Here is a 22,566-nt window from a genome sequence, read left to right as displayed (position 1 = left end):
GCGACTTAGGTGTTTCCGTCCCGTAAAAATCTGTTCGGTTGACGTGACAGGTTTTTATACCCGTTTTATTCCGGTTCTCGTCGCTCTTCTGGCGGCGGATTGTCCGGGTCAAGCGTGTGCCATGTGCCCTGACTGAGAATTTCGGCAGGGTGGTAGCGGGATTTGTAGGACATCTTCCGGCTTTTCTGCACCCAGTAGCCCAGATACAGATAAGGTAATCCCAGCCGCTCCGTTTCACGGATCAGAGCCAGAATGGCGAAGCTGCCCAGGGAGCGGTGGGGGGCAGCGGGTTCATAAAAACTGTAAACGGCCGAAAGACCATCCTCTAGTTGGTCGACAAGGCTGACGGCCAGAAGCTGGTGGGTGGTATCCCGGAATTCCACCACCATGGTTTGTACCGTCGTGTCCTCAATCATGCCGCGATATTCTTCGGCGTTCATGTCGGCCATGTCGCCCTCCGCGTGGCGGGCGGACTGATAGCGGGTGAACAGGTCGTACTGTTCTTCCGTGGCCTTGGGGGCGGTGCAGGTGGCGGTCAGATCAGCATTGCGGCGCAGGGTGCGTTTTTGCGTGCGGTCTGGCGTAAAGCGCGCAACAGGCAGGCGGATGGGAATACAGGCGGCGCAGGTGGCGCATACGGGGGCATAAGCCAGTGTGTGGCTGCGCCTGAACCCCACGCGGGAGAGGCGGCTGTGCAGGGCATCTGCCGCAGGCACATTCAGATCAGCAATAACCTTCCGCTCCATCTGCCCCGGCAGATAGGGGCACGGCTGCGGTGCTGTGGTGTAGAAAAACTGCGGATGTCGCAGCGAGGAAACCATATCATCCTGTCCGGCAAAGATTGGAGCGGGCTGGGGCGCCGCCTAACAGCCTGCCGGAGAAGTGTAACAGCATGCTGGCCCGACGCGCACTCTGTTTCAACACCAACAGAGTGCGCAGGGTTTAACCTTGACGTGAAATAAAAACGGATCAGACGCCGTAGGTCTGTTTGATCCGTTCTGCGGCTTCAACTGCAAAGTAGGTCAGAATGCCGTTGGCGCCCGCACGGCGGAAGGCCAGAAGGCTTTCCATCACGGCGCGTTCATGGTCCAGCCAGCCATTACGGATGGCGGCCATCAGCATCGCATACTCGCCAGACACCTGATAGGCATAGGTGGGCACGGCAAACGTGTCCCGCACACGGCGGATGATGTCCAGATACGGCATGCCGGGTTTGACCATGACCATATCCGCGCCTTCAGCAATATCCATCTCCACTTCGCGGAGGGCTTCATCGCTGTTGGCGGGGTCCATCTGGTAGGTTTTCTTGTCGCCCTTCAGCATACCGCCAGAACCCAACGCATCACGGAACGGGCCGTAGAAGGCACTCGCGTATTTGGCGGCATAGGACATGATACGGGTGTTCAGCAGCCCGGCTTCATCCAGCGCCATGCGCATGGTGCCAATGCGACCATCCATCATGTCAGACGGTGCGATGATATCCACGCCCGCAGCGGCCTGATTGATGGTCTGCTGCGTCAGAATGGTGACGGATTCCTCATTCACCACATACCCATCGCGGATCACGCCATCATGGCCGTGGCTGGTGTAGGGGTCCAGCGCCACATCCCCGATCAGCCCCACATTGGGGAATTCCTTTTTCAGCAGGCGGGCGGCCCGGCACATCAGGTTATCCGGGTTCAGGGCTTCCGTGCCTTCTGCATCCCGCACTTCCATAGGGGTGACGGGAAACAGCGCTACAGCGGGAATACCCAGTTTGGCGGCCGGTTCAACGTGGGCGGCCAAGCGGTCCAGCGTAACGCGATGCACGCCGGGCATGGAGGCCACTTCTGTCACGGTGTTTGTGCCTTCCGTGAAGAAGATAGGCCAGATCAGGTTGTTGATGCCCAAAGAGGTTTCTGCAACCAGCCGACGGGTGAAATCGTCAAAACGGTTGCGACGGGGGCGGGCCAGAGGGAAGCGACCGGCCTTCATGGGCGGAATCTCCTAGCGTGTCGGCGCTCTGATACGGCCGGGCAAGGAGAGTGCGACCGAATACAGGCAGGGCCAACGGGGTGAACGGCAGGGCGGAGTATGCTCTCCCTGCCGCGTTATGCAACCCCGCCCAGCGCGTATCAGGACCGTGCCAGAACGCTACGGTAACGCCCGTATCCCAGATAGATGACCATGCCGATGGCCAGCCACACTACCAGACGGACCCATGTCAGTTTATCCAGAGAAACCATGACGGCGCCGCAGCTCAGAATGCCCAGAACCGGCACAATATCCCCGCCCGGCACACGGAAGGCGCGCGGGGCGTCAGGGGATTTGCGGCGCAGAACCATCACGCCCGCACATACCAGCACAAAGGCCAGCAGGGTGCCGATGGACGTCATGTGCCCCAGTTCCGAGATAGGCAGAAAAGCGCTGAGCAGGCAGGTGAGCACCATGAAGAACAGGTTGGAGAGCCAGGGGGTCTGATACCGTGGGTGGGTTTTGCTGAACATAGCCGGCAGAAGCCCATCACGGGACATGGCGAAGAACACGCGGCTCTGACCCAGAAGCATGCCCAGCAGAACGGAGGTAAACCCGCAGATAATGCCGATTTTTACCGCCAGTTGCAGCCACTGGTAGGGCGTGCGGTTGATGGCGGTGGCCACGGGGGCGGCATCACCCAGCATGTCCTTGTAGTTCACCAGCCCGGTCATGACGAAGGAGAACGCAATATAGGCCAGAGAGCACACCAGCAGGCTGCCCAGAATGCCGATTGGCATGTCCCGCGCCGGGTTTTTGGTTTCCTGCGCCGTGGTGGAGACGGCATCAAACCCCACATAGGCAAAGAAGATGGTGCCTGCGGCGCGCATGATGCCAGACCAGCCATAATGGCCGAATGTGCCATCATTGGGGGGAATGAACGGGTGGTAGTTGGACGGGTTGATGTAGGAAATGCCAAACCCGATAAAGGCGGCAATCACCAGCAGCTTGATGGTGACAATAACGGCGTTGACCTGCGCGGACTGTGAAATACCGCGAATAAGGATCCAGGACACCAGACAGATGATAAAGGTGGCCGGAAGGTTCATCAGCCCTGTTACGGTGGAGCCATCAGCCAGTTGAATCGTTTCAAAGGGAGAAGCTGTCAGCCGGGGTGGTAGTACCAGCCCCCACGACTCCAGCAGGGAGACAACGTAGCGTGACCAGCTTACCGCCACGGTTGCAGCGCCTACCGCGTATTCCAGCACAAGATCCCACCCGATGATCCACGCCATCAGTTCGCCCAGCGTAACGTAAGCATAGGTATAGGCGCTGCCGGCAATGGGGATCATGCTGGCCAGTTCACTGTAGCACAGGCCTGCGAATCCGCATGCGATAGCGGCAATCAGAAAGGAAATGACAACGGCCGGGCCTGCATTTTCAGATGCCGCAATACCAGTGAGGGAAAACAGACCTGCCCCGATGGTGGCGCCCACACCCAGCGCAACCAGACTGCCGGGGCCCAGAACCCTTTTAAGGCCTTGTGTGGATTCCAGCTTGTTCAGGGGCATACAGCGGGTAAAAGCCGAGGCTGCGGAAGAAGCAGGCCTTTGCGTCATTAAATTTTTCTCCTGTCAGAACCACGGCAAAAACGGTAAGAGAGCGCCGTGGTAGCCTTCTCTGCCCTATAGAGAGGCTAGTGTGCACGTCTTAGCAAGATGTGTTTTGAACGTAATGAACTGGCGCGGGGTCCATCCGGGCGGTACCCGTGCCGGGCGAAGTGATGAAATTCAAGGGAGCTCCTGATGAGCCAGACGGATCTGGATCGTTTTTTTCACGCACCGGTTACAGAAATTGATCCGGACGTTGCGGCCGCTCTGGCCAGTGAGCTGAAACGCCAGCAGGACGGCATTGAGCTGATTGCCAGCGAGAACATGGTTTCTGAAGCCGTGTTGCAGGCTCAGGGCAGTGTGCTGACCAACAAATATGCGGAAGGCTATCCCGGCCGCCGCTATTACGGTGGCTGTTCTGAAGTGGACAAGGTCGAGGTGCTGGCCATTGAGCGCGCCAAGACCCTGTTTGGCGCAGGATTTGCCAACGTGCAGCCGCATTCTGGTGCGAACGCCAACCAGGCCGCCTTCATGGCGCTGGCCAAACCGGGCGATACCGTTGTTGGTATGAGTCTGGCTGCTGGTGGCCATCTGACCCACGGTGCGGCCCCCAACTATTCCGGCAAATGGTTCAATGCCGTGCAGTATGGTGTGCGCCGTCAGGATGGTCTGCTGGACTATGACGAAATGGAACAGCTGGTTCGGGAAAGCAAACCGACCCTGATTGTTGCCGGTGGGTCTGCTTACCCGCGCATTATTGATTTTGCCCGCTTCCGCCGTATTGCCGATGAAGTTGGCGCGGCGCTGATGGTGGACATGGCGCATTTCGCTGGTCTGGTCGCTGCCGGTCTGTATCCCAACCCGGTTGAGTATGCGGATGTCGTGACATCCACCACGCACAAAACTTTACGTGGCCCGCGTGGCGGCCTGATCCTGACCAATAACGAGGCGCTGGCCAAGAAGATCAACTCTGCCGTGTTCCCTGGCTTGCAGGGTGGCCCGCTGATGCATGTGATTGCGGGCAAGGCCGTGGCGTTTGGGGAAGCCCTGCGTCCGGAATTCAAGGAATACCAGAAAGCTGTTCAGAAGAACGCGAACGTTCTGGCTGAAGTGCTGGTGGAACGCGGGTTTGATATCGTGACCGGCGGCACGGATTCTCACCTGCTTCTGGTTGACCTGCGCCCCAAGAAAGTGACCGGCAAGGCCGCCGAGCAGGCTCTGGAACGCGCTGGCATTACCGCCAACAAGAACGCCATTCCGTTTGATCCGGAAAAACCCGCCATTACCTCTGGCGTGCGTCTGGGCAGCCCTGCTGCTACGGCTCGCGGCTTCCGTGAAGCTGAGTTCCGTGAAGTGGGCGAAATGATTGACGAAGTGCTGACGGCCCTTGCCGCTTCTGGCGGAGAAGGCAACGCGGAAGTGGAAAACGCCGTGCATGAACGCGTCAAAGCCCTGTGCGCCCGTTTCCCGATCTATTCCAAATAAGACGGTCTTCGTTCTACAAAACGGCAAGAAGGGGCAGGCTGCGGTCTGCCCCTTTTTTGTTCTGGGCGGGGAAAGCACTCGCCCCGGTGCCTTGTCTGTCACACCTGAGCAGGAGTGGGATCGGGTAGGGCCAGCCCTCATCGCCCTGAGGCCGCAAACGTGAGTGCAGCTTCATGGGCCTGCCAACAGGACCCTCTTCGTGCGTTACCGTGTGGGCCGAAGACTATAGAGGCGAGTATAGTATATTGTAGAAACAGTATTTGTATCATTTCGTTTCATTGAGGCAAAATATCCAGATTATAACCATTCCGGAATAACTATTTGTAACATCTATAGTGTAAATGTTTTATTTGTTGATTTGCTGAAAAGCGTTTTTCTGCTGTTTGTTGCACGCATGTTACAGCGCGGAGCGACGCAATGAGCGCGATATTCCTCTCTTTTCCAGAGAGCATCTTTACCACTCATCATCCTGACAGATCTGGTCGTCAGCGGCAATGTTGCGGAATTGGCCTGACAGTTCTGCTGATGCCTGTGGCCTGCATCATGGCCCATGCCGCACCAGCCTCGTCTTCCACGCGCCAGTCCGGTTCCAGAACAGAAAATCTCAGGTCTTCCGCTCCCAAGACGGATATGTCTGTGCCCAACAGCAGCCAGATGAAGCCCGTGGGGAAAGAGTATTTCATAACAGCCCCTGCGTTTTCCTTGCAGCCGGAGCCCCCTGCCGGGTTGAACCGTTTTGGCGCAGTGACTTTTGAGCAGAGTAACCGCAGCTTCATGCCACTAGAGACAGGCCGGACAGTGACCGCCGCCTATCCCGTGAAAGGTGTGCCGGGAATGGATCTGACCGTCAGCATGTTTGCCGGGCATCGGGAAACCAATACAGGCAGTGATGTAGGAACTGCGGCCGTCATTGCCGGGATGCGGTTCAAATGGTGAGCAGAAAAATGCCAGTTCTCCACGTGAAACTGTCCCTATCATGACGGCGGAACGCCCCAAGACCATCTCGGCCCAGACTGTCTATGAAGGTGCCGCCCCCGATACGGCGCTTCCGGCCCTTGTGCGGCTTAATGCCTATACCCGTTTGGTTGCACTTCAGACCGGCATCCGTATTCTTTATTGGGATGCTCGCACCGAGCATGATTTCAGTTACTCGGTCAGGCATGATGACGATCTGATCTATTTTGGAGCCTACACGGGCGGCAAAGCCCATCTTGAGGCCCGGTGCCGTGATGGTCTGACACATTACGAAACGGATGGCGGTTTGCATGATGCGTACATCGCCTATCGTCCGGGGTGTCGGATTGATTTTACCAAAACGGCGGGGATGGGCGCTGGTGTGACCATTGCCCTCAGCCCTTCGGTTCTGGCTGACCTGTCTGCGGAAGATGCAGCGTGCCTCGATCAAAAACTGCGGTCAGGGCACTATTTCAATCAGGTGCGGGGCGGGCGGCAACTTCTTGCTTTTGCAAACGGATTGCGTGCTGTCGGCAGCACAGGCAGCACAGGCAGCACAGGCAGCACAGGCAGCACAGGCAGCACAGGCAGCACAGGCGAAGGCGAGCGACCGGGCAGCCAGTTGCAGATGCTGGGGCAGAGCTTGTCCTTCATGGGGCTGCTGCTGGAACAAATGTTTCAGGGGGAAGCGTCTGATACCTCCTTATCCAGGCGGGATATACGCAGGCTGAATGAAATTCGTGACATGCTGCTGGCGGATCTTGCCGCACCGCCTCGTCTGGATAAACTTGCCCGACAGGCGGGGATGAGCGTGTCCCGCCTGCAACGGTCCTTCCGCATGCTTTTTGGAACCAGTGTGTATGCCTTTTTTCAGAAGGAACGCATGCAGGAGGCGCATCGGCTGCTTCTGAGTGATGAGGAGTCGATCCTTGGGATTGCGCTCCGCATGGGATACTCAAACCCCGGTCATTTTACAGCCGCTTTCCGTAAACAGTTCGGGCTCAATCCCTCAGATCTTCGGCAATCATTGCGCCTCAGGCGATAACCACAGCGCCGCCTGTGTTCAAACCCGGCTCACGCCAGAACGTCTGGTGCGCCATGCGCTCGACAACATGAGGCGGCAGGATCAGCCGTTTCTGGGTGGGCTCCACACGCGGGTGGACGCTATGCAGGCCCGGTGTGTTGAGGGCTGCGTCAAATGTGGTGGTATCCGGTGGAGCAATATGCTGGAAATTATAGGAAAAGGGCGGCAATCCGAGCAGACGTTCCAAATGGTTCATGACACCGCTGGGAGAGGCCACAAGCCGGTCATACTCCACAACAATGACGTGGTGCGCGTAGGGGCCGAAAAATACCTCGTTCAGCAACCGCCATGCGTAGCCAAAGGCACCCTCGCGTGAGGCCAGATAGTCAATGCGGTCATGCTGGGTGGCGCGGTGGGCCATGGGTACAAGTTTAGAACCCAGTAGAGGATCACGGGTGATCAGATGCTCGAACGAGTTGAGAATCCACACGGGGTCTCGCACACAACAAATGATTTTTGCTTGCGGGTAAAGGGTTGTCAGAAGCCCTGCATGTGCGCTCCAATCCCGATTGATGTCGATCAGGAAAGGGTTTTTGGCTTCTGGGTCAAGATAGGTTTGCAACACGCCGCGCATGATGTTCTGCCATTGAGCTTGAGCAAACGCGGGCTGATATTCCCCCTCACTCATAAGAGACATCATGCGGATGAGCATGGGGGCGACAGGCGTGTTGTGGGCTGCAGTTTTTACATAAGGGTTCTGCCGCAGAAGTGCCGCAAGCACGGTTGACCCGGACCGGGGTAACCCGGAGATGACATGCACGGAAGGAAGGGCGTTTGACATGCCCGTGACGTCACCCCAAAACCGTCACGTCGTCTTCCCGAAAAAAGGATTTCAGTACCCCAATCCGTTTTTTGACACTGCGCAAAGTGGCGGCTTCCGGGCCAGATTCCGGGTGATGACGTGGCGTCACCGTGCCGTAAGAGAACATCCGGAGAGAAAATTCCTACTGTCCGACACGTTTAATAATTGGGCCACAGGCCGGGGGTGGCGAATTCCAGAAGGTGGCCGTCGGGGTCTTCAAAATACAGGCTTCGGCCGCCTGCGGGCCATGTCATTTCGCCCCGGAAGGGAACGCCTTCGGTTTGCAGATGGTGCAGCCATGGTTGGTAGCTTTCTGCAGGAATGGCGAAGGCCATGTGCAGGGGGCCTGAACCATCATGCCCTGGCACAACGCCATGGCTGTTGGGTCTGTCCGCTTTTGATGCACCGCGTTTGAAGAGAAGTAGAACCCCCTGACGCCCAGCATCAAACACACTCAATACCTCGCCGCGCTGCATGCAGGGCAGATGGAGCACCTGTTCGTAAAACAGAACAGCGCGGGCCATGTCATCCACATAAAGCGACGTTTCAAGGAGGCCGGTAATTGTCAGGGCGGTATAGGGGGCTGTCATTTGTCCGTCCTTTAACAGTGTGTTTGTGTTGTGAAAGTCCATGGCAAAGTGGCAAAAAGGGCGCGGAGCCCTCCCTTTTTCTCGGTCAAGCATCAGTCACACTGGCTGCGGCTGTACCTTTTCCGGCTGTAACGCATGTCTTTAACAAGCGTTTGGGGAGATCTGTTCTGTTTTTAGCCGGGACAGTCCGGAGGTAGGATACCCCTGTGTCAGCCCCCATGATGCAAGGGCGCTTGAACAGGCCGCAAGAAACGACGGCAAGGCTTTCTGGAGTGAAGCAGGCATAGTGGGCGCTTGATAGATGCTGCGGGTTCCAGAAGTTACTCACCTTCCTTTTCTCTTTCCGAAGTTTTTGGGCGTGGCGGCGTGCCTTCAGGAGTGTTTAAAAAAAGCGGGGGTGAGGGGTGCCGGGACGTTTCCATGGCGCGACGGTGGGCTGTGTGACAGAGAAGCCGTGATATGAACGGAAGAAGGAAACGCAGTTATGTGCAAGAGAAAACAAAAGACAGAGTATGGTTGTTTTTGAATATTTCTCTGTAGGTGGTATTGAAAAAAAATCAGATTTCAGAAGATGATTTTGTGAATGCTTCCATAGCAAGGTTTCGCTGGATACTGCATTCCTGCGCCAGAAAATCCAGTAGGGCACGCACGGCTGGCACCAGCCCACGGCGGGACGGAAAAACGGCGTGCACAATGCCAGCCCGTGGGCTCCAGCCGGGGATCACGCGCACAAGCCGCCCGGCTTCAATATCCTGCCAGATCATTATGGTGGGCAGTTGCACAATGCCGGTGCCTGTCAGGGCGGCTTCACGCAGTACCGCCATGTCGTCCGTCACCAGTCGGGGTTCGTGAAAAACGGTGGCGGTCTGTCCGTCCTGACTTTCCAACAACCACGAATGCGCTCCCGGTGTGGTGTGTAGATCAAGACTGGGGAAAGCAGTCAGATCAGCCGGGGAGGCAAGGGGGTGTGGCACCAGTGCGGGGGAGGCAATCAGGCATTGGGTGCTGGTATCAAGCGTGCGCATGACCAGATCAGAGGATGGCAGAGGCGGAAACCGCACGCGTATGGCCAGATCCAGACCTTCTTTCAGCACATCCACTCGCCGGTTGGTGCTGTCCAGATGCACGGTGACAGCGGGGTGCCGTTGCATGAAGCGCGCCACAAGCGCCCCGAACTGAAAGTTGAGCAAGGCCACAGGGCAACTCAGGCGGATGACCCCGCAAGGCTCCGTCTGGAGTTGCGCAACGGAGCGCTCCGCAGTGTCGGCTTCGGCCAGCATGGCCACGCAGTGTTCGTAAAAACGGTGGCCTGTTTCCGTCACACTGAAATGGCGGGAGGAACGCTGGATCAGGCGCGTATGCAGCCGATCTTCCAGCAGGCGGATGCGCCGGCTGAGGAGGGATTTCTGGAGCCCGGTTGCACGGGCGGCAGCGGAAAAACCGCCGTGTTTCACCACCTGCACAAAATACGCGAAGTCGTTAAGTTCCCTCATCGTTCCTTCCATAGAACGCATCGTTCGATCTGGCACTCTTCATGCGACAATCAGAAAAGCCCATGTTGACCCTTAACGGAAGAGGCATTGGGCCGTTCTTCCTCTCATCAACAGGACAAATCGCCATGCAGAAGAAAATTCTCGGCCGCTATGGAAATGATCGTGGCCACTGGGTGGGAGACGGGTTTCCGGTGCGGTCCCTGTTCTCCTACAGCAATTTTGGTGAACATCTCAGCCCGTTTCTGCTGCTGGATTATGCGGGCCCGCATGAATTCGGTCCAACGGAGTCCCGGCGCGGCGTAGGGGAGCACCCTCACAAAGGCTTTGAAACCGTCACGATTGTTTATGATGGTGAGGTCGAACACCGGGACTCCTCCGGCGCTGGCGGCGTGATCGGGCCGGGAGACGTGCAATGGATGACGGCAGGGAACGGCATTCAGCATCAGGAATATCATTCTCCTGCTTTTGCCAGAACGGGCGGCCCGTTTCGGATGGTGCAGCTATGGGTCAACCTGCCGGCAAAGGATAAAGGAGCGTCTGCTGGCTACCAGACTTTGGCTGCGGCGGATATTCCAACCGTGCCGCTGGCCAATGGCGCCGGAAGCCTGCGCGTGATTGCTGGGGATTACAACACGGCGCACGGCCCAGCGCGGGTGTTCTCGCCGCTTAACGTGTGGGATGGCGTGTTGCAGGAGGGGGCGGAGGTGACGCTTAACCTGCCCGAGGGGCATAACAGCGCGATTGTCTCTCTGGAAGGACGATTGATCGTCAACGGCACGGAGGAACTGGGCAGCGCGCAGTTCGCCCTTCTGGGGCGGGAAGGCGCAAGTGTGACACTACAGGCTACAGCGCGCTCCAGCTTTCTGGTGCTCACAGGTCAGCCGCTGAACGAACCTATTGCCGGTTATGGCCCGTTTGTCATGAATACCCAGGAAGAAATCCGTCAGGCGTTAGAGGATTTCAAAGCGGGCCGGTTTGGCGGTATCGCCGCCTGAACAGCAGGTATTGGTGGCGGGCTACGCCGAGCCAGTCGGTATGGTAGGAAAGGAGGGGGACAGAGTCTTGAACTGCCCCCTCTTTCTGAGGACCGGATACCCGCCCCACCCTGTACACAGATCAAAGCAGATAAGGGCACAAGCCCGGCGCATTCTTCAGACTGGCTTTCTTCCGGAAAGATGCTGTTTGTGGAACACGCATAAAGGAAAAGGACAGACAGACTCATGACACAGGGCACACCGCTTCATTTCGTCACGCTTCTGGGTAGCCTGCGCAAGGCATCTTTCAATGGCATTGTGGCGCGCACCTTGCCGGACCTTACGCCGGAGGGGATCACGATCTCGCCGTTGGGGTGCATCAGCGCGTTTCCTCATTACAATCAGGATGTGCAGGATGCAGGTTTTCCTGAGCCTGTTCTGGCTATGGCCGAGCAGATCCGTGCGGCGGATGGGGTGATTGTTGTCACACCTGAATATAATTACTCCGTGCCGGGTGTGCTCAAGAACGCACTGGACTGGCTCTCCCGCGTAACGCCGCAGCCATTTGCAGGCAAACCGCTGGCAATCCAGACAGCGTCTCCCGGTGCTATAGGGGGTGCGCGGGCGCAGTATCATCTGCGGCAAAGTCTGGTGTTTCTGAACGCCTATGTTCTGAACCGGCCTGAAGTGATGATAGGGCAGGCCACAGGCAAGTTTGATACTGACCGTCTTGAATTGACGGATCAGAAAACGCGGGATTTTTTGGTAACGCAGATCACGGCGCTGGCGGAACTGGCCCGCACGGTCAAAAAGCCGCCTCAGGGCTGAAAAACGCACTCTGCAAGATCGTCCTTCTCATCAGCTCGCTGCGAGAGAGGCGGAAGATGGCGGAAAGAATTTGTAAAAGTGTTGGGCTGTTCAGGCGGAATCTACAAGCCTGGCCAGTCTGACAGCAGTATGGCCGCGCATGGGGCGTAGATTGGGCAGCACCAGCAGGCAGTTGCTGTAAGGGGTTCTGATTTCGTCCTGTCCGTCAAAGGCTACGAGGCTACCGGCTTTTTTGACAACATCACCGCTGCGGAAGGCACGGGTGAAAACAAAACGGCTGCTGTGCGCCAGCACGGTATGCGTGACAACCGCACAGCGTGCCGGGCCTGCTGGCGTGGCGCAAAGGGGCTGGGGGGATAGAAGACCCATCTGTCCCAGAAAAAGCTGTGTGGCTATGTGCGCAGTGGTAACACTTTCCGGCCGCCAGTGCTGGCCTGCTTCCAGCAGGCAGGCGGTTGCCCCAGTGCGGTTGGAGGCAAAGCGTTCATAATCAATCAGTCGGGGGCCATCCTCATGCCCGCCGTCCTGCACCACCAGCGGCGGTTTGGGGTGTGCTGCGGAAAGAGTACAGGCCAGCGCATGGCTTTTCTCCGTCAGGCCGCACAGATAGGCCGGGGGAGAGGGCCAGAGCATGGAGTGGAGGTCCAGCAGGGCATCCACTGTTTCCATGATCGGAATAATCTCGCGCACGCGCTCCATTTCCACCGATGTGTGGGAGGAATGCACAAGATCAGCACACCACAGGCGGTTCATGTCCTCTTCAACAAAGCGGGAGAGGGTGGGTTTTTGGGGGTCAAACCGGGCAAAGGCCGCCAGGTTCAGAAAAATCAGGCTGAGGCGCCCACGGTGGGGGCGGATGTTCCGGGTGAGCAGGTCGGCCAGAACATGCGCGCCGCTATATTCATTGCCATGCATCAGGGCCGTTAGCGCAACATGCGGGCCGGGGAGCGTGGCTTCAAAATGATGCACGCCCGCAATGCCACAATTACCCGCCGACCATCGGGAGAGATCGGGCGGGGGCACGGCTATCCTGAATTGAGGCAATTGTGTCTGCGGCGGTGGTAAGGTTTCAGAGAGCGTGCGAACACGAATAACGCCCCGCTCCGGGTTATGGCGGCGGGACGCACAGCTCATGAGCGCGCAGGCTCCGGTGGGGTGCGCAGGCCACCCGCCATAAGGACGGAGTGCCGGGCTGTGAGCGGCATGGCTTGCCCCCACGCGCAAGGGGAGGCAGCAAGAGGGGCGGTGCAGACAGGGCAGTTGCAATCAGTCACCATGGGGTGAGCAGTATTATCTGGCTTGCACATTGGCGCAATCCCTCCGTTTTCAGGGGTAGGCGGTCTGATACGTTTCTGACACAATGGAAGAGTGACGTCCGACCTGCATCTTTTTCATCGCCTGTGGCGCCTGTTGCCAGTGGAAAGCCGCCGTCGGGCGCTGGCTGGCATGACGGCAAAGCTGGCCCCCAAAGCAACCTGGCCCGCCCCTGCGTGTGATGGCCGGATGCTGGTGGCTGGCGAGATTGGCCGGGGGTCGGGATTAGGGGAAGGCGCACGCCTTCTTCTGCGGGGGCTGCAAGCCCACCATGTGCCGACCGAGGCTGTTGAGGCCGGGTTGCTGGCTCCACGTCCTGTTGCCGCGCAGGTGCCGTTTCTGGTGGAAAAACAGGCGGCTCTTCTGCTGCATGTCAACAGCCCGCAAACGCCAGCCGCGCTGTTGCGGCTGGGCCGTAAAGCGGTGCGGGGGCGGCGCATTGTGGGCTATTGGGTATGGGAACTGCCCAAAGTGCCGGAAGAATGGCGGGCGGGCCTACGGTCGGTTCATGAAATCTGGACGCCTTCACACTTCAGTGCGCGTGCATTGGAAGAATTGGCACCGGGGCGTGTGCGGGTGGTGCCTTACCCGTTGGTGGATGCACAACCTCAGCCCTCTGTGTTGACCCGGCACGATTTTGGCTGGCCAGAACATGCCGTGGTGGTGCTGACGTCTTTCAGTCTGGCTTCAAGTTTTGCCCGCAAGAACCCGCTGGCTGCCATAGCCGCTTTCCGACAGGCTTTTGGCGAGCGCCCGGACCGGGTACTGGTGATGAAGGTCTCCAACGCCACGCATTATCCGGACGATATGCAAAGATTGCAGGCGGCCACACAGGGGGCCGCCAATATCCGGTTTGAAACGCGCACACTGCCCATGCCGGATGTGCATGCCATGACCCGCTGCGCTGACATTGTGCTTTCCTTGCACAGAAGTGAAGGGCTCGGGCTTGTGCCTGCGGAAGCAATGCTGCTTGAAAAACCTGTGGTGGCGACAGACTGGTCCGCAACAGCGGAATTTCTGGACGCTTCCTGTGGCATGCCAGTGCCCTATACTCTGGTGCCCGCGCGGGATGAACGGGGCGTGTATCAGGTAGCAGGGGCGCAATGGGCTGACGCGGATGTGGGCGCTGCGGCGCAGGCTCTGCACCGGTTGGCGGACGATGAGATTTTGCGGCGCAGGCTGGGTACCGCAGCCCGGCAGACTGTGCTGAAGGCTTTTGGCGCGCGCCCCTTGCTGGATGCAGTGGCAGGGCTGACGCAGAAGAAGGATAACAACTGAGAATGCGGGTTTTGGTCTGGCAGTGGGGGCGGCGTGGCGCAGGACCAAAAATGGCGGTGGAACTTGCGCGCGGGATAAACGCGCTTGAAGGCTGTCAGGCGGTTCTTTCTCTTTCAGAAAAGGCGGAAATTCTGCGGGCTGACTCTTCAGTCCGGAATGATCTGCCTTTTCGCACCTACACAACGCTGCTGTCTTTGCTGGTGCGTGTTGTTCAGGCTCCCTGGCTGGTGAAGGGGCTGGCGGCAAGATTGCAGCGCATCAGGCCGGACCTTGCCATATGTGCCATGCCGGGGCCGCTTGATCTGATCATGGTGGCGGCCCTGCATCGTGTGGGCGTGCCGGTGGTTGTAATTGTGCATGACGCGCAGGCGCATCCGGGTGATGGGTTCCCCGGTCAGATTTTCCTGCAGCGCCTGCTGGTGTGGCGGGCTGATGTGGTTGTGGCGTTGACGGCGCATGTTGCGGCTTTGCTGGCACCACAACGCTGCATGCGCGGGCGGAAGGCCATTGTGGCGTCTCACCCGCCCTTCGCGTTTGAAGGTGCTACGGCCCTTGCGCGGCCCTTGGCGCACGGAGGGCCGATCCGGTTGCTCGCCTTTGGACGTCTGCTGCCATACAAAGGGCTGGATCTGCTGGCGGAGGCGTTGCAGCGCATGGGCTCGACACCGGATTATGTCTGCCGGGTTGTGGGCAAAGGGCCGGATGCGCCATGGCTGCGCCAACTGGCTGCGGTGCCGGGCGTAAGCGTGGAAAACCGTTGGGTGCCGGAAGGCGAGATTGCCGGTTTGCTGGCTTGGGCGGATGTGCTGTTGCTACCGTACCGCGAGGCCAGCCAGAGCGGAGTAGGCGCTGCGGCTCTGGCGGCGGGGCGCTGGGTGTTGGCCACCAATGTGGGGGGGCTGGCGGAACAGTTCCGTGACAAACCCCAGGCCGTGCTGTGCGCGCCAACAGTTGAAGGCATTGCACAGGCGCTCAGCCAGATCATCACTCAGCCGCCGCCCGTGCCGGAGGCCGAGGAGAACGCCACCATCAAGGCGGATTGGGCTTTTATGGCCGGGAAGCTGCTTTCGAACGTTTGCCGCGTGCTGCCTCATCGGGCTGGGTTTTCTGCTGCGGGGTTGAAGGTGGCAGAGCCTGCTCCTCGGACAAAATCCTGAGCTTTACGGCAGCCCCCACTTCTATCTGCCGCAGCTTTTTACGGTCTGTCAGACTGCACAGGGTCAGGGCCGTGCCAGTTTTGCCCCCGCGGCCCGTGCGGCCTATGCGGTGTAGGTAGGTTTCAGGCTGATCTGGCGGGTCCATGTTGATGACGGTGCGGATATCCGGCACATCCAGCCCACGGGCGGCAATGTCCGTTGCCACCAGAACAGGGGTGCGGCCAGCCGCAAAGCTGGTGACAGTGGACGTGCGCTGCGCCTGAGAAAGATCACCATGCAGCGGGGCAGCGCCCACACGGAATTTCTTGAGCGTGCTGGCCAGTTGATCGGCTTCGGCTTTGGTTTTGACAAAGATCAGAGTGCGGCTTTTGCGGTCGCGGTTGAAAAACGCCTTGAGAAACGCCAAACGCTGAGCGGGCTCTATGAAATAGGCCCCCTGCCGGATTGGCCCCCGTTTTTCCGCAGGGGCGTCAATCTGGACTTCCACAGGTTTGCGCAGAAGTTTCTGCAAGATGGGGGTCAGGGTTTTGGGCAGGGTGGCGGAAACCAGCATGGTCTGGCGTACCTGTGGCAATCCTTCCACCACGGTAGCACTTTCTTCAAAAAATTCGGGGGAGAACAGGCGGTCTCCCTCATCCAGCACCACATGCGTGCAGGTGGACAGATCAACCTCGCCCGTGTGGGCAAAATCCAGCAGGCGGCCGGGGGTGGCAATCAGCACACGGGGGCCATCATGCAGCAGGTTTTCCGCCTGCGGGGCACGGTCCACCCCGCCATACAGGGTAATAATGCCGGGTGTTCCGGCTTTCTGGCGGTTGTCTCTGGGGTTCAGCCCCAGACAGATGCGGAACACGCCCGCCGTTTGCAGCGCTAATTCCCGCGTGGGCACCAGCACCAGCGCATCCTGCGGCCGCCGTGCCTTGAGCAACTGTTGCAGCACGGGCAGCGCATAGGCTGCGGTTTTACCCGTGCCGGTAGGGGCTATGGCCAGAACATCGCGCCCGGCGAGTGCCGCCGGAATGGCCTGCTGCTGAATGGGGGTAGGAGTGGCCATGCCTGCCTGCGCGGCGTGTGCGCACAAGGACGGCAGAAGGCCCATTGCCTCGAAGCTGTTGGACATGCTGAATTTATCCGCCTTGACCCGGTTGAAAAACATGCTTTGCATGGCGTGGTGCAGGTCTGGCTGCTCTGCAAAGAAGCAGGCACCGGGCCGGACAGCGCATGAAAAGCGGGGGAGATCGCCTGATGGCTGAAGACGTATATGCTGGAAAGGCGACGGTTTCAAACACTGTCTTGAGCCAGGAGCCTGCCGAGGTGGGGGTGGATGTGCCAGCGCTGGTGGTTGGAGAGGATTTTGCGGGCATGCGCTCGCAGGCGTTGGGGCTGGTCAGCCGGGCGGGTTGGCAAGGGCAGTTTCATGCCGTGCGGCCGTCTCGGCTTGCCCGCTTGGCTTTGCGGGGGCCGCAGTGGCTGCAATCCCGCTTTCTGGATGATGGGGCCAGCCAGCCTTTGCTGTCCGCGGCCGATCAGGCACGGGTTGTGGTGAGTATTGGCGGTAAGGGCGGGGCCGTGGGCGCTGCCTTGCGTGCGCCGGGGCGGCCAGTGGTGCAGATTCAGCACCCACGGCAACCGCTCTCCAATTTTGATCTGATTGTGGCGTGTGTTCATGATGAGATCACCGGCCCCAATGTCTTGCTGGGTCGTACTGCCCTGCATGGGCTGACGCCCGATGTGCTGGCGCAGGCGCGTGAGGCATGGATGCCCCGTTTTGCCCATTTGCCGCGCCCGTTGATTGCCGGGCTGATTGGTGGCTCCAACGGGCGGTTTCAGTTTGGCGTGGGGGAAGCCGCGCAACTGGGGGCCATATTGGTCAAGGCCGTGGCAGAGCAGAAAGGCAGCCTGATTGTCACCCCATCCCGCAGGACAGACCCGCAGGCGCAGGAAATGCTGAGTGATCTGGTGGATTCTGTTGGGGGCATCTTATGGGATGGCGAGGGGGAAAACCCTTATGTAGGGCTGATTGCCTGCGCAGATCATCTGGTCGTGACCATAGACAGCGTTTCCATGGTTTCTGAGGCTGTGGCGGGGCAGGCCCCTGTTTCGGTTTTTCCGCTGCCCGGAAAATCCCGCCGTATTGCCCGCTTTGCTGAGGAGCTTGAGCGTTCAGGCCGCATACGGATGCTGCGCAGACACTCCCCTTTCAGAAAACTGGAGCCCTGGGCAGTGGAGCCGCTGGATGATACCCCAGCGCTGGTGGCTGAAATGCACCGGCGGCTGGGGTTTTGATGGGGCTATTGGTGTGGCTGGCCGATAGCGGGATCAGTCCAGTCGGGCATGCCGTTTTCACAATGGCCTGAAAACTGGGCCAGCAGTTTGTGTGTGGCGGCACTGTTTATTGTGAGATCGTACCACATCGTTCCGGGTTTGACGGCGAGCACCAGACTTTCCGGGTGCCGCGCCGTCAGCCGTTGGGAGAGCAGAGTCTGCTGTGAGTAAGCCTCGCTTACTGTAACGGTAGAAAAGTCCGGCGCGGAAGACAGTGGTGTCAGATCAAGAACCATGCAGGATTTTTCTTTGTCATGGCGCAGTGTCATGGCAAGCGGCAGGCCGGTTCTGAAAAAACGGTAAAATCCGTTCTGGCCGTAAACCTGCACGGTTTGCCCATGCCTGTGTGGCACCGGAATACGCACTGCGCTGCCCATCCTGAGTGTATAATGGCGCGTGTTGGTGTGGTTGAGGGAAACACGGAAGGTTGCTGTGCGCAGGCCGATGTTATGCAAGACCAGTGTGGTGGCGTTTGCGCTGACAAGCCAGTCGGCTGTCATGTCATAGGCAATGGCGCGGGCAGGTTTCTGCCCTTGTTCCTGAACTGGCATCGTCTGCACCAAGGGCACCAGCGGGGGCGGAAGTTTGCAGGAACGCCGCGTTTCTTCAAGATAGGTGGCAGTGTCTGGCAGATGGGCCTGCCAGTCCGGGTTGGCTTGTGAGAAATCAAAAACGGAGGTCAGATCTCCACATACGGACCGTCGCCATGGGGTAAGGTGGGGCACTTCAACCTGAAACCGCTGCTCCAGAAACCGCAAAACGGAAGTATGGTCAAACAGCTCTGAATTGACCCACCCCCCTTTGGTCCAAGGAGAAATGATAATGGCGGGCACACGCGGGCCAAGGCCGACAGTCTCCCCGTGATAGACTTCTCCCTGTGTCGAGACATCCGTGAAGCCTGCTGTGGCGTTCAGAGCCGGGACAGGGGCGGGAACATGATCAAAAAAGCCGTCATTTTCATCATAGTTTAGAATGAAGACCGTTTTTTTCCACACCTCCGGATGAGTGACAAAGATATCCATCAGGCGGGAGATCAGATACTCGCCATAGCCCGGCGGCGCGTTGGGATGTTCTGAGAGGGCGGCAGGCGGCACGATCCATGAAACCTGAGGCAAGGTACCGTTCGCGACATCGCGCTCAAACGCTTTTATAAGCGCGTGGCCGTCCGTCTCCTTCATGGTCTCGGTGCTGGAACCGGGTACAATGCTCCGCGCGTTCTGATACTGCCATGAGGAGCAGGACAGGTTTCTGAACTGCGCAAAGGAGGCGAGGGGATTATCCCCGAAATTATCGTATTCCTGATAAACCTTCCAGCTTACGCCCGCTTTTTGCAGGGCTTCGGGGTAGGTGCTCCAGGTGAAGGGGGTAAAATCAGGCTTGTCATGCGCCATGTCGGCAGACCAGTTGCCATCATCCACATTGTCTATGGCCTGTTTTCCGTCCTGACCAACCGCCAGCCCGTTTGTGCCGGAAAACAGAAACAGCCTGTTGGGGTTTGTCGGCCCAAACAGGGAGGCATGATAGCTGTCACAGACTGTAAAAGCATCTGCCAGCGCGTAATAATAGGGAATGTCCTGCCGGGTGAAATATCCCATTGTCATGGGCGTTTTGTGGGGCACCCATGTATCCCATTCGTTCCAAGCGGCCTGAGTGCCCTTCCAGCTATGATCCAGACTGCCCAGACAGGCGCTTGAGGTATGGGCCACATTGAAACGGAACGGTAGAACCCTGCCGCCCTTTCCATCGGGCTGAGAAAAAACGCTTTGGCCATCAGGTAAAATAGGGGCGCGGGGGTCTGAATAGCCCCGCACGCCTTTCAGTGTGCCAAAATAATGATCGAACGACCGGTTTTCCTGCATCAGGATCACCACATGCTCAACATCGTTGAGGGTGCCGGTTCTGTTATTCGGCGTAACCGCCAAAGCCTTGCGGATGTTGGACGGTAATGCACCCGCTGCGGCAGCCGCAGAAGAGTGCATTAGAAAATGACGACGTTTCAGAATGGCCATAGGGTGGTGCAATCAGTCAAAATGTTTGCGCAGGGTGAAGAACACCATACGCGGAGATCCTGCCTGCAGGGTTGCAAAACTGCCTGTTGGGTCAGAGAAGACGGCACCGTTACTGCCAACTGTTGCAATATAATGTTTGTTGAACAGGTTGCTCACGTTGATCTGGGCATCCAGCCCCCGCAGGAACCAGTTCTGGCTCTGGAAGCGGTAGCCAAGATTCAGGTTGAAGATGTAGTTTGCAGGAACCCACGCATCATTCAGATAGGTATAGGTGCGGCGGTCCTGAAACTGCATGTTCGCGTTGCCCCAGATTGCGCCGTCATCATATCCAACCTGCACGTTGGCCAGATTGCGGGGCATGGCCACAACTTTTTTGCCTTTAAGGGCATAGACGGTGGAGCCTGACGTGACGTTGTCATTATACGTGGAGTCATTGAAGGCGTAGGAGGCGTAAAGGGACCAGTTGCGCGCAAAGCGGTAATTGAATGCGGCATCAATACCGCGGGCCGTAACACCACCCACGTTGGCCAGAACGGAGGGGTTACCCTGAATACCGGCCCCCTGCGTAATGGAGAGCAGGCGGTTTTCAAATTCTACGTAATAACCGGTAAGAGACGCCTGAATGGTGTTGCTGTGATACCGGTAACCCACTTCTTCCGTATAGGCCATTTCCGGGCGGATCTTGTTCTTGATCGCTTCATATCCCGCAATGGTGGTGGCAAACGGGCTGGTAGCGCCTGTCTGCGAGTTATCATAGGCGGCCATGTTGCGGGCAAAGTCTGCAAAGATTTCGTTATGATGGTTCAGGCGATAGTTGGCGCCTACCTGCGGCAGGAAGCCATTGGCAGCCTGAATTGAACCTGACGGATAAGGGTTGGCCATTGGTGTGCCCAGATAATTTCCGGAAAGTGCGCGGGCGCTGTTATCGACAATAAGAGAGCGGAAACCGTAATTCAGCTTAAGGGCCGGTGTGATCTGCCATGTATCCTGCAGGTGCACCTGATAGGTCTTGGTGTTGAAGGTGCTCTGCCACTGTGTATAGAAGGAATTGTTTGTGTACCAGTGGATACTGCTGGGCGAGCCATCCGTATTCAGACCGTAGTAGCGGCGCGCCTGTTCAAAATTGTTATTTTCAAACCAGAAGCCACCTTCAATGGTGTGGTTGGCAATCTTGTAGGTCAGGCTGCCAATGAAACCGGCCCGGTGAATATCATATTCCGTGGTGCGGGTGGAAAGAGGGGAGCCTCCCAGTTCAGCCGGGGTTGGGACATAAGGGGTAACCCATGCGCCCTCGCCGCTGTTGGTATGGCCGTAGCCCATGATATAGCCTTTGAGACGGTTGTTGATCCTGAAATCAAGTTTCCCGTATCCCATGGCGTCCTGCCGCAGGCCGGCGGCGTTGTAATAGACAAAGTCCTGATCCGGTATCCCGGCAGGAAAAGCTGTGCCGTTCTGGTAGGCACTGGCAATCTGCTTGGCCAGAGCATAATTGCCCGTAATGTTATCAACGTTATAGCCGTATTTATGAACGGTCTGCAGGGAAAGATCCTGATAATCGTTTTCCCGGCGCTGGGACCAGTCTCCAAACAGGGTCAGCTTTACGTTATCGCCCAGCGGCTGAACGTATTTGGCATTGGCCTGATGCTGGCGCTGGATACCATCACCTTTCCACTTGTTGGCATCCTGATAATCGTAGGAGACGTAAAATTTTCCGCCACCGGGCAATGTGCCGCTGTTAACACGCATGAAGGTGCGCCATGTGCTTGCCGAGCCAATGGTGCCTGCAACATCCACGCCAAATTTGTCGGTGGGGTCTATGGATGTAAATTGCAACGCCCCGCCAAGGTTATTGGCCGCGGCAACATCAACCGAGCCCGCACCCTGGCTCAGGGTTGCGCGCCCGTTATTCTCGGTTTGCAGGGCGCGGCCAATGGAGAGGCCGTTATCATTCCCGTAAGCCAGATTCCCCAGTGGCACGCCATCCATGGTAAAGCCCAGACGGCTCTGATCAAACCCGCGGATAATGATCTGCTGGGACCATTCATAGGAACCCAGCGGATCAGACGAGGTGAACATCACCCCCGGTAATTTGGAAAGCGCCTTGAAGGGGCTTGTTCCGGGCGTGTATTCCTGAAGAGCCTTGTGAGACACATTCTGTGTTTCGCGCGCAGCGCCAGCCCCAAGCACCACAATGGATTCGGCTTTATCTGCCGCCACCGGGGCCGCATCCGCCTTTTTGTGGGTTTTGGTAACCTGAGCGCTGGCGGGCTTTGCCGCAGATGTTGCAGCGTTCTTCTGCTGGGTCTGGTCAGGCTGTGGAGCAGCAGCACTTGCGTGATTGACCAGTAAGGCGCTGAGGCATGTTCCCAGCAAAAGAGAAAAGGATTTCTTCATCTTGCTCACAATCTCGTCTCGCTGCGGCATCGAACCATCGATGATCAACACGCTCTAGTAATGGGATGAGCAGGAAAAGAGTGTGATGTTTCTATGAAAACGTAATGTGGGCGCAGAACCGGGACAGCGGAAGGATGTTACAGGCGTCACACGTCCGTCTGGCAAAATTCAGGGCATGGCAGCGTCTGTTGCAAGCGGACTATGGTTCAGGGGAAGACTGAACCAGCAACCAGTGACCGCAGCACGATAACCGTATTGGTTACGCACAAGCCTCTCCGGAAGGGTGTCTGAAAAATCTGTCAGGACGGTAGAACGG

20 protein-coding genes are annotated in these 22,566 nt (G+C 58.1%); 8 read left to right on the top strand and 12 right to left on the bottom strand.

Annotated features, from left to right (window positions below; genetic code table 11):
* Positions 1–65: 65 nt before the first annotated feature.
* From ASN_RS02690 to ASN_RS02680, 3 genes are all read right to left on the bottom strand, one after another.
* Positions 66–821, bottom strand: a complete 756-nt coding sequence (locus ASN_RS02690) for an arginyltransferase (RefSeq protein WP_006558735.1) — start codon at positions 819–821, stop codon at positions 66–68.
* A gap of 148 nt (positions 822–969) precedes the next feature.
* The gene (gene hemB, locus ASN_RS02685; RefSeq protein WP_058987130.1) at positions 970–1,974 is read right to left on the bottom strand and encodes a porphobilinogen synthase; all 1,005 of its coding nucleotides are present in this window, start codon (positions 1,972–1,974) and stop codon (positions 970–972) included.
* A 140-nt stretch (positions 1,975–2,114) separates the two neighbouring features.
* Entirely contained in the window at positions 2,115–3,572 is a 1,458-nt protein-coding gene (locus ASN_RS02680) for an amino acid permease (RefSeq protein WP_058987129.1), read from the bottom strand.
* 186 nt (positions 3,573–3,758) lie between these two features.
* On the opposite strand from ASN_RS02680, the gene glyA reads away from it, so the two are divergent.
* The 3 genes from glyA (at position 3,759) to ASN_RS20030 (ending at position 7,047) form a co-directional block, all read left to right on the top strand.
* Positions 3,759–5,048: a serine hydroxymethyltransferase gene (glyA, locus tag ASN_RS02675; protein WP_006558732.1), complete on the top strand. Its 1,290-nt coding sequence runs from the start codon at positions 3,759–3,761 to the stop codon at positions 5,046–5,048.
* A 417-nt stretch (positions 5,049–5,465) separates the two neighbouring features.
* Positions 5,466–5,984, top strand: a complete 519-nt coding sequence (locus ASN_RS02670) for a hypothetical protein (RefSeq protein ID WP_097802411.1) — start codon at positions 5,466–5,468, stop codon at positions 5,982–5,984.
* Between the two features lie 40 nt (positions 5,985–6,024).
* Positions 6,025–7,047 carry a helix-turn-helix transcriptional regulator gene (locus ASN_RS20030; RefSeq protein WP_058987127.1) on the top strand — a complete coding sequence of 341 codons (1,023 nt, stop codon included), beginning with the start codon at positions 6,025–6,027 and terminating at the stop codon, positions 7,045–7,047.
* On the opposite strand, the gene ASN_RS02660 is transcribed toward ASN_RS20030, so the two are convergent.
* The 4 genes from ASN_RS02660 to ASN_RS02650 all read right to left on the bottom strand — a co-directional run bounded on the left by ASN_RS02660 (position 7,037) and on the right by ASN_RS02650 (position 9,971).
* A complete protein-coding gene (locus tag ASN_RS02660; protein ID WP_058987126.1) occupies positions 7,037–7,867 on the bottom strand; it encodes a sulfotransferase family protein in 831 nt (276 codons plus the stop codon). The two genes, ASN_RS20030 and ASN_RS02660, sit on opposite strands and share 11 nt — an antisense overlap.
* Positions 7,868–7,877: 10 nt before the next feature.
* Positions 7,878–8,015 carry a hypothetical protein gene (locus ASN_RS19825; protein WP_167541278.1) on the bottom strand — a complete coding sequence of 46 codons (138 nt, stop codon included), beginning with the start codon at positions 8,013–8,015 and terminating at the stop codon, positions 7,878–7,880.
* Positions 8,016–8,046: 31 nt separating this feature from the next.
* On the bottom strand, positions 8,047–8,478 hold the full coding sequence (locus ASN_RS02655; protein ID WP_058987125.1) for a VOC family protein: 432 nt from the start codon (positions 8,476–8,478) through the stop codon (positions 8,047–8,049).
* Between the two features lie 557 nt (positions 8,479–9,035).
* The gene (locus ASN_RS02650) at positions 9,036–9,971 is read right to left on the bottom strand and encodes a LysR substrate-binding domain-containing protein (RefSeq protein WP_058987124.1); all 936 of its coding nucleotides are present in this window, start codon (positions 9,969–9,971) and stop codon (positions 9,036–9,038) included.
* 125 nt (positions 9,972–10,096) lie between these two features.
* On the opposite strand from ASN_RS02650, the gene ASN_RS02645 reads away from it, so the two are divergent.
* Both ASN_RS02645 and ASN_RS02640 read left to right on the top strand, forming a co-directional pair.
* Complete coding sequence (locus tag ASN_RS02645; RefSeq protein ID WP_058987123.1) at positions 10,097–10,966, top strand: pirin family protein; 870 nt, start codon at positions 10,097–10,099, stop codon at positions 10,964–10,966.
* Positions 10,967–11,191: 225 nt separating this feature from the next.
* Positions 11,192–11,773 carry an NADPH-dependent FMN reductase gene (locus ASN_RS02640; protein ID WP_058987122.1) on the top strand — a complete coding sequence of 194 codons (582 nt, stop codon included), beginning with the start codon at positions 11,192–11,194 and terminating at the stop codon, positions 11,771–11,773.
* A gap of 90 nt (positions 11,774–11,863) precedes the next feature.
* Here ASN_RS02640 and ASN_RS02635 read toward each other — a convergent pair whose 3' ends face one another.
* Together ASN_RS02635 and ASN_RS19820 are read right to left on the bottom strand one after the other, a co-directional pair.
* Entirely contained in the window at positions 11,864–12,907 is a 1,044-nt protein-coding gene (locus ASN_RS02635) for a M14 family metallopeptidase (protein ID WP_231948333.1), read from the bottom strand.
* On the bottom strand, positions 12,904–13,080 hold the full coding sequence (locus ASN_RS19820; RefSeq protein ID WP_167385438.1) for a hypothetical protein: 177 nt from the start codon (positions 13,078–13,080) through the stop codon (positions 12,904–12,906). Before ASN_RS19820 ends, ASN_RS02635 begins: the two co-directional genes overlap by 4 nt.
* Before the next feature lie 61 nt (positions 13,081–13,141).
* Between ASN_RS19820 and ASN_RS02630 the strand changes: the two genes are divergently transcribed.
* Together ASN_RS02630 and ASN_RS02625 are read left to right on the top strand one after the other, a co-directional pair.
* Complete coding sequence (locus ASN_RS02630; protein WP_058987121.1) at positions 13,142–14,365, top strand: glycosyltransferase family 4 protein; 1,224 nt, start codon at positions 13,142–13,144, stop codon at positions 14,363–14,365.
* A 2-nt stretch (positions 14,366–14,367) separates the two neighbouring features.
* On the top strand, positions 14,368–15,522 hold the full coding sequence (locus tag ASN_RS02625; protein WP_058987120.1) for a glycosyltransferase: 1,155 nt from the start codon (positions 14,368–14,370) through the stop codon (positions 15,520–15,522).
* On the opposite strand, the gene ASN_RS02620 is transcribed toward ASN_RS02625, so the two are convergent.
* Positions 15,413–16,687 carry a DEAD/DEAH box helicase gene (locus tag ASN_RS02620; RefSeq protein ID WP_058987119.1) on the bottom strand — a complete coding sequence of 425 codons (1,275 nt, stop codon included), beginning with the start codon at positions 16,685–16,687 and terminating at the stop codon, positions 15,413–15,415. The two genes, ASN_RS02625 and ASN_RS02620, sit on opposite strands and share 110 nt — an antisense overlap.
* A gap of 80 nt (positions 16,688–16,767) precedes the next feature.
* Here ASN_RS02620 and ASN_RS02615 point away from each other — a divergent pair, with 80 nt between their 5' ends.
* Positions 16,768–17,808, top strand: a complete 1,041-nt coding sequence (locus ASN_RS02615; RefSeq protein WP_058989075.1) for a mitochondrial fission ELM1 family protein — start codon at positions 16,768–16,770, stop codon at positions 17,806–17,808.
* Between the two features lie 5 nt (positions 17,809–17,813).
* Here ASN_RS02615 and ASN_RS02610 read toward each other — a convergent pair whose 3' ends face one another.
* Both ASN_RS02610 and ASN_RS02605 read right to left on the bottom strand, forming a co-directional pair.
* Positions 17,814–19,856 carry a phosphocholine-specific phospholipase C gene (locus tag ASN_RS02610; RefSeq protein ID WP_082666548.1) on the bottom strand — a complete coding sequence of 681 codons (2,043 nt, stop codon included), beginning with the start codon at positions 19,854–19,856 and terminating at the stop codon, positions 17,814–17,816.
* A gap of 12 nt (positions 19,857–19,868) precedes the next feature.
* The gene (locus tag ASN_RS02605) at positions 19,869–22,250 is read right to left on the bottom strand and encodes a TonB-dependent receptor (RefSeq protein WP_231948331.1); all 2,382 of its coding nucleotides are present in this window, start codon (positions 22,248–22,250) and stop codon (positions 19,869–19,871) included.
* Positions 22,251–22,566: the final 316 nt, after the last annotated feature.

The organism is Acetobacter senegalensis (genome assembly GCF_001499615.1).
In the GTDB taxonomy this organism is placed as follows: Bacteria; Pseudomonadota; Alphaproteobacteria; order Acetobacterales; family Acetobacteraceae; genus Acetobacter; species Acetobacter senegalensis.
The sequence above is the reverse complement of the archived record's forward strand: the minus strand, read 5'-3'. Positions and strand labels throughout refer to the sequence as shown.

Bases quoted from the DNA above. Each gene is read 5' to 3' on its own strand.
- ASN_RS02655 (WP_058987125.1), bottom strand. From the start codon at position 8,478: ATGACAGCCCCCTATACCGCCCTGACAATTACCGGCCTCCTTGAAACG.
- ASN_RS02640 (WP_058987122.1), top strand. From the start codon at position 11,192: ATGACACAGGGCACACCGCTTCATTTCGTCACGCTTCTGGGTAGCCTG.
- ASN_RS02615 (WP_058989075.1), top strand. From the start codon at position 16,768: ATGGCTGAAGACGTATATGCTGGAAAGGCGACGGTTTCAAACACTGTC.
- ASN_RS20030 (WP_058987127.1), top strand. From the start codon at position 6,025: ATGACGGCGGAACGCCCCAAGACCATCTCGGCCCAGACTGTCTATGAA.
- ASN_RS02610 (WP_082666548.1), bottom strand. From the start codon at position 19,856: ATGGCCATTCTGAAACGTCGTCATTTTCTAATGCACTCTTCTGCGGCT.
- ASN_RS02625 (WP_058987120.1), top strand. From the start codon at position 14,368: ATGCGGGTTTTGGTCTGGCAGTGGGGGCGGCGTGGCGCAGGACCAAAA.
- hemB (WP_058987130.1), bottom strand. From the start codon at position 1,974: ATGAAGGCCGGTCGCTTCCCTCTGGCCCGCCCCCGTCGCAACCGTTTT.
- ASN_RS02635 (WP_231948333.1), bottom strand. From the start codon at position 12,907: ATGAGCTGTGCGTCCCGCCGCCATAACCCGGAGCGGGGCGTTATTCGT.
- ASN_RS02605 (WP_231948331.1), bottom strand. From the start codon at position 22,250: ATGAAGAAATCCTTTTCTCTTTTGCTGGGAACATGCCTCAGCGCCTTA.
- ASN_RS19825 (WP_167541278.1), bottom strand. From the start codon at position 8,015: ATGTTCTCTTACGGCACGGTGACGCCACGTCATCACCCGGAATCTGGC.
- glyA (WP_006558732.1), top strand. From the start codon at position 3,759: ATGAGCCAGACGGATCTGGATCGTTTTTTTCACGCACCGGTTACAGAA.
- ASN_RS02645 (WP_058987123.1), top strand. From the start codon at position 10,097: ATGCAGAAGAAAATTCTCGGCCGCTATGGAAATGATCGTGGCCACTGG.
- ASN_RS02620 (WP_058987119.1), bottom strand. From the start codon at position 16,687: ATGCAAAGCATGTTTTTCAACCGGGTCAAGGCGGATAAATTCAGCATG.
- ASN_RS02660 (WP_058987126.1), bottom strand. From the start codon at position 7,867: ATGTCAAACGCCCTTCCTTCCGTGCATGTCATCTCCGGGTTACCCCGG.
- ASN_RS02650 (WP_058987124.1), bottom strand. From the start codon at position 9,971: ATGAGGGAACTTAACGACTTCGCGTATTTTGTGCAGGTGGTGAAACAC.
- ASN_RS02680 (WP_058987129.1), bottom strand. From the start codon at position 3,572: ATGACGCAAAGGCCTGCTTCTTCCGCAGCCTCGGCTTTTACCCGCTGT.
- ASN_RS19820 (WP_167385438.1), bottom strand. From the start codon at position 13,080: ATGTGCAAGCCAGATAATACTGCTCACCCCATGGTGACTGATTGCAAC.
- ASN_RS02690 (WP_006558735.1), bottom strand. From the start codon at position 821: ATGGTTTCCTCGCTGCGACATCCGCAGTTTTTCTACACCACAGCACCG.
- ASN_RS02670 (WP_097802411.1), top strand. From the start codon at position 5,466: ATGAGCGCGATATTCCTCTCTTTTCCAGAGAGCATCTTTACCACTCAT.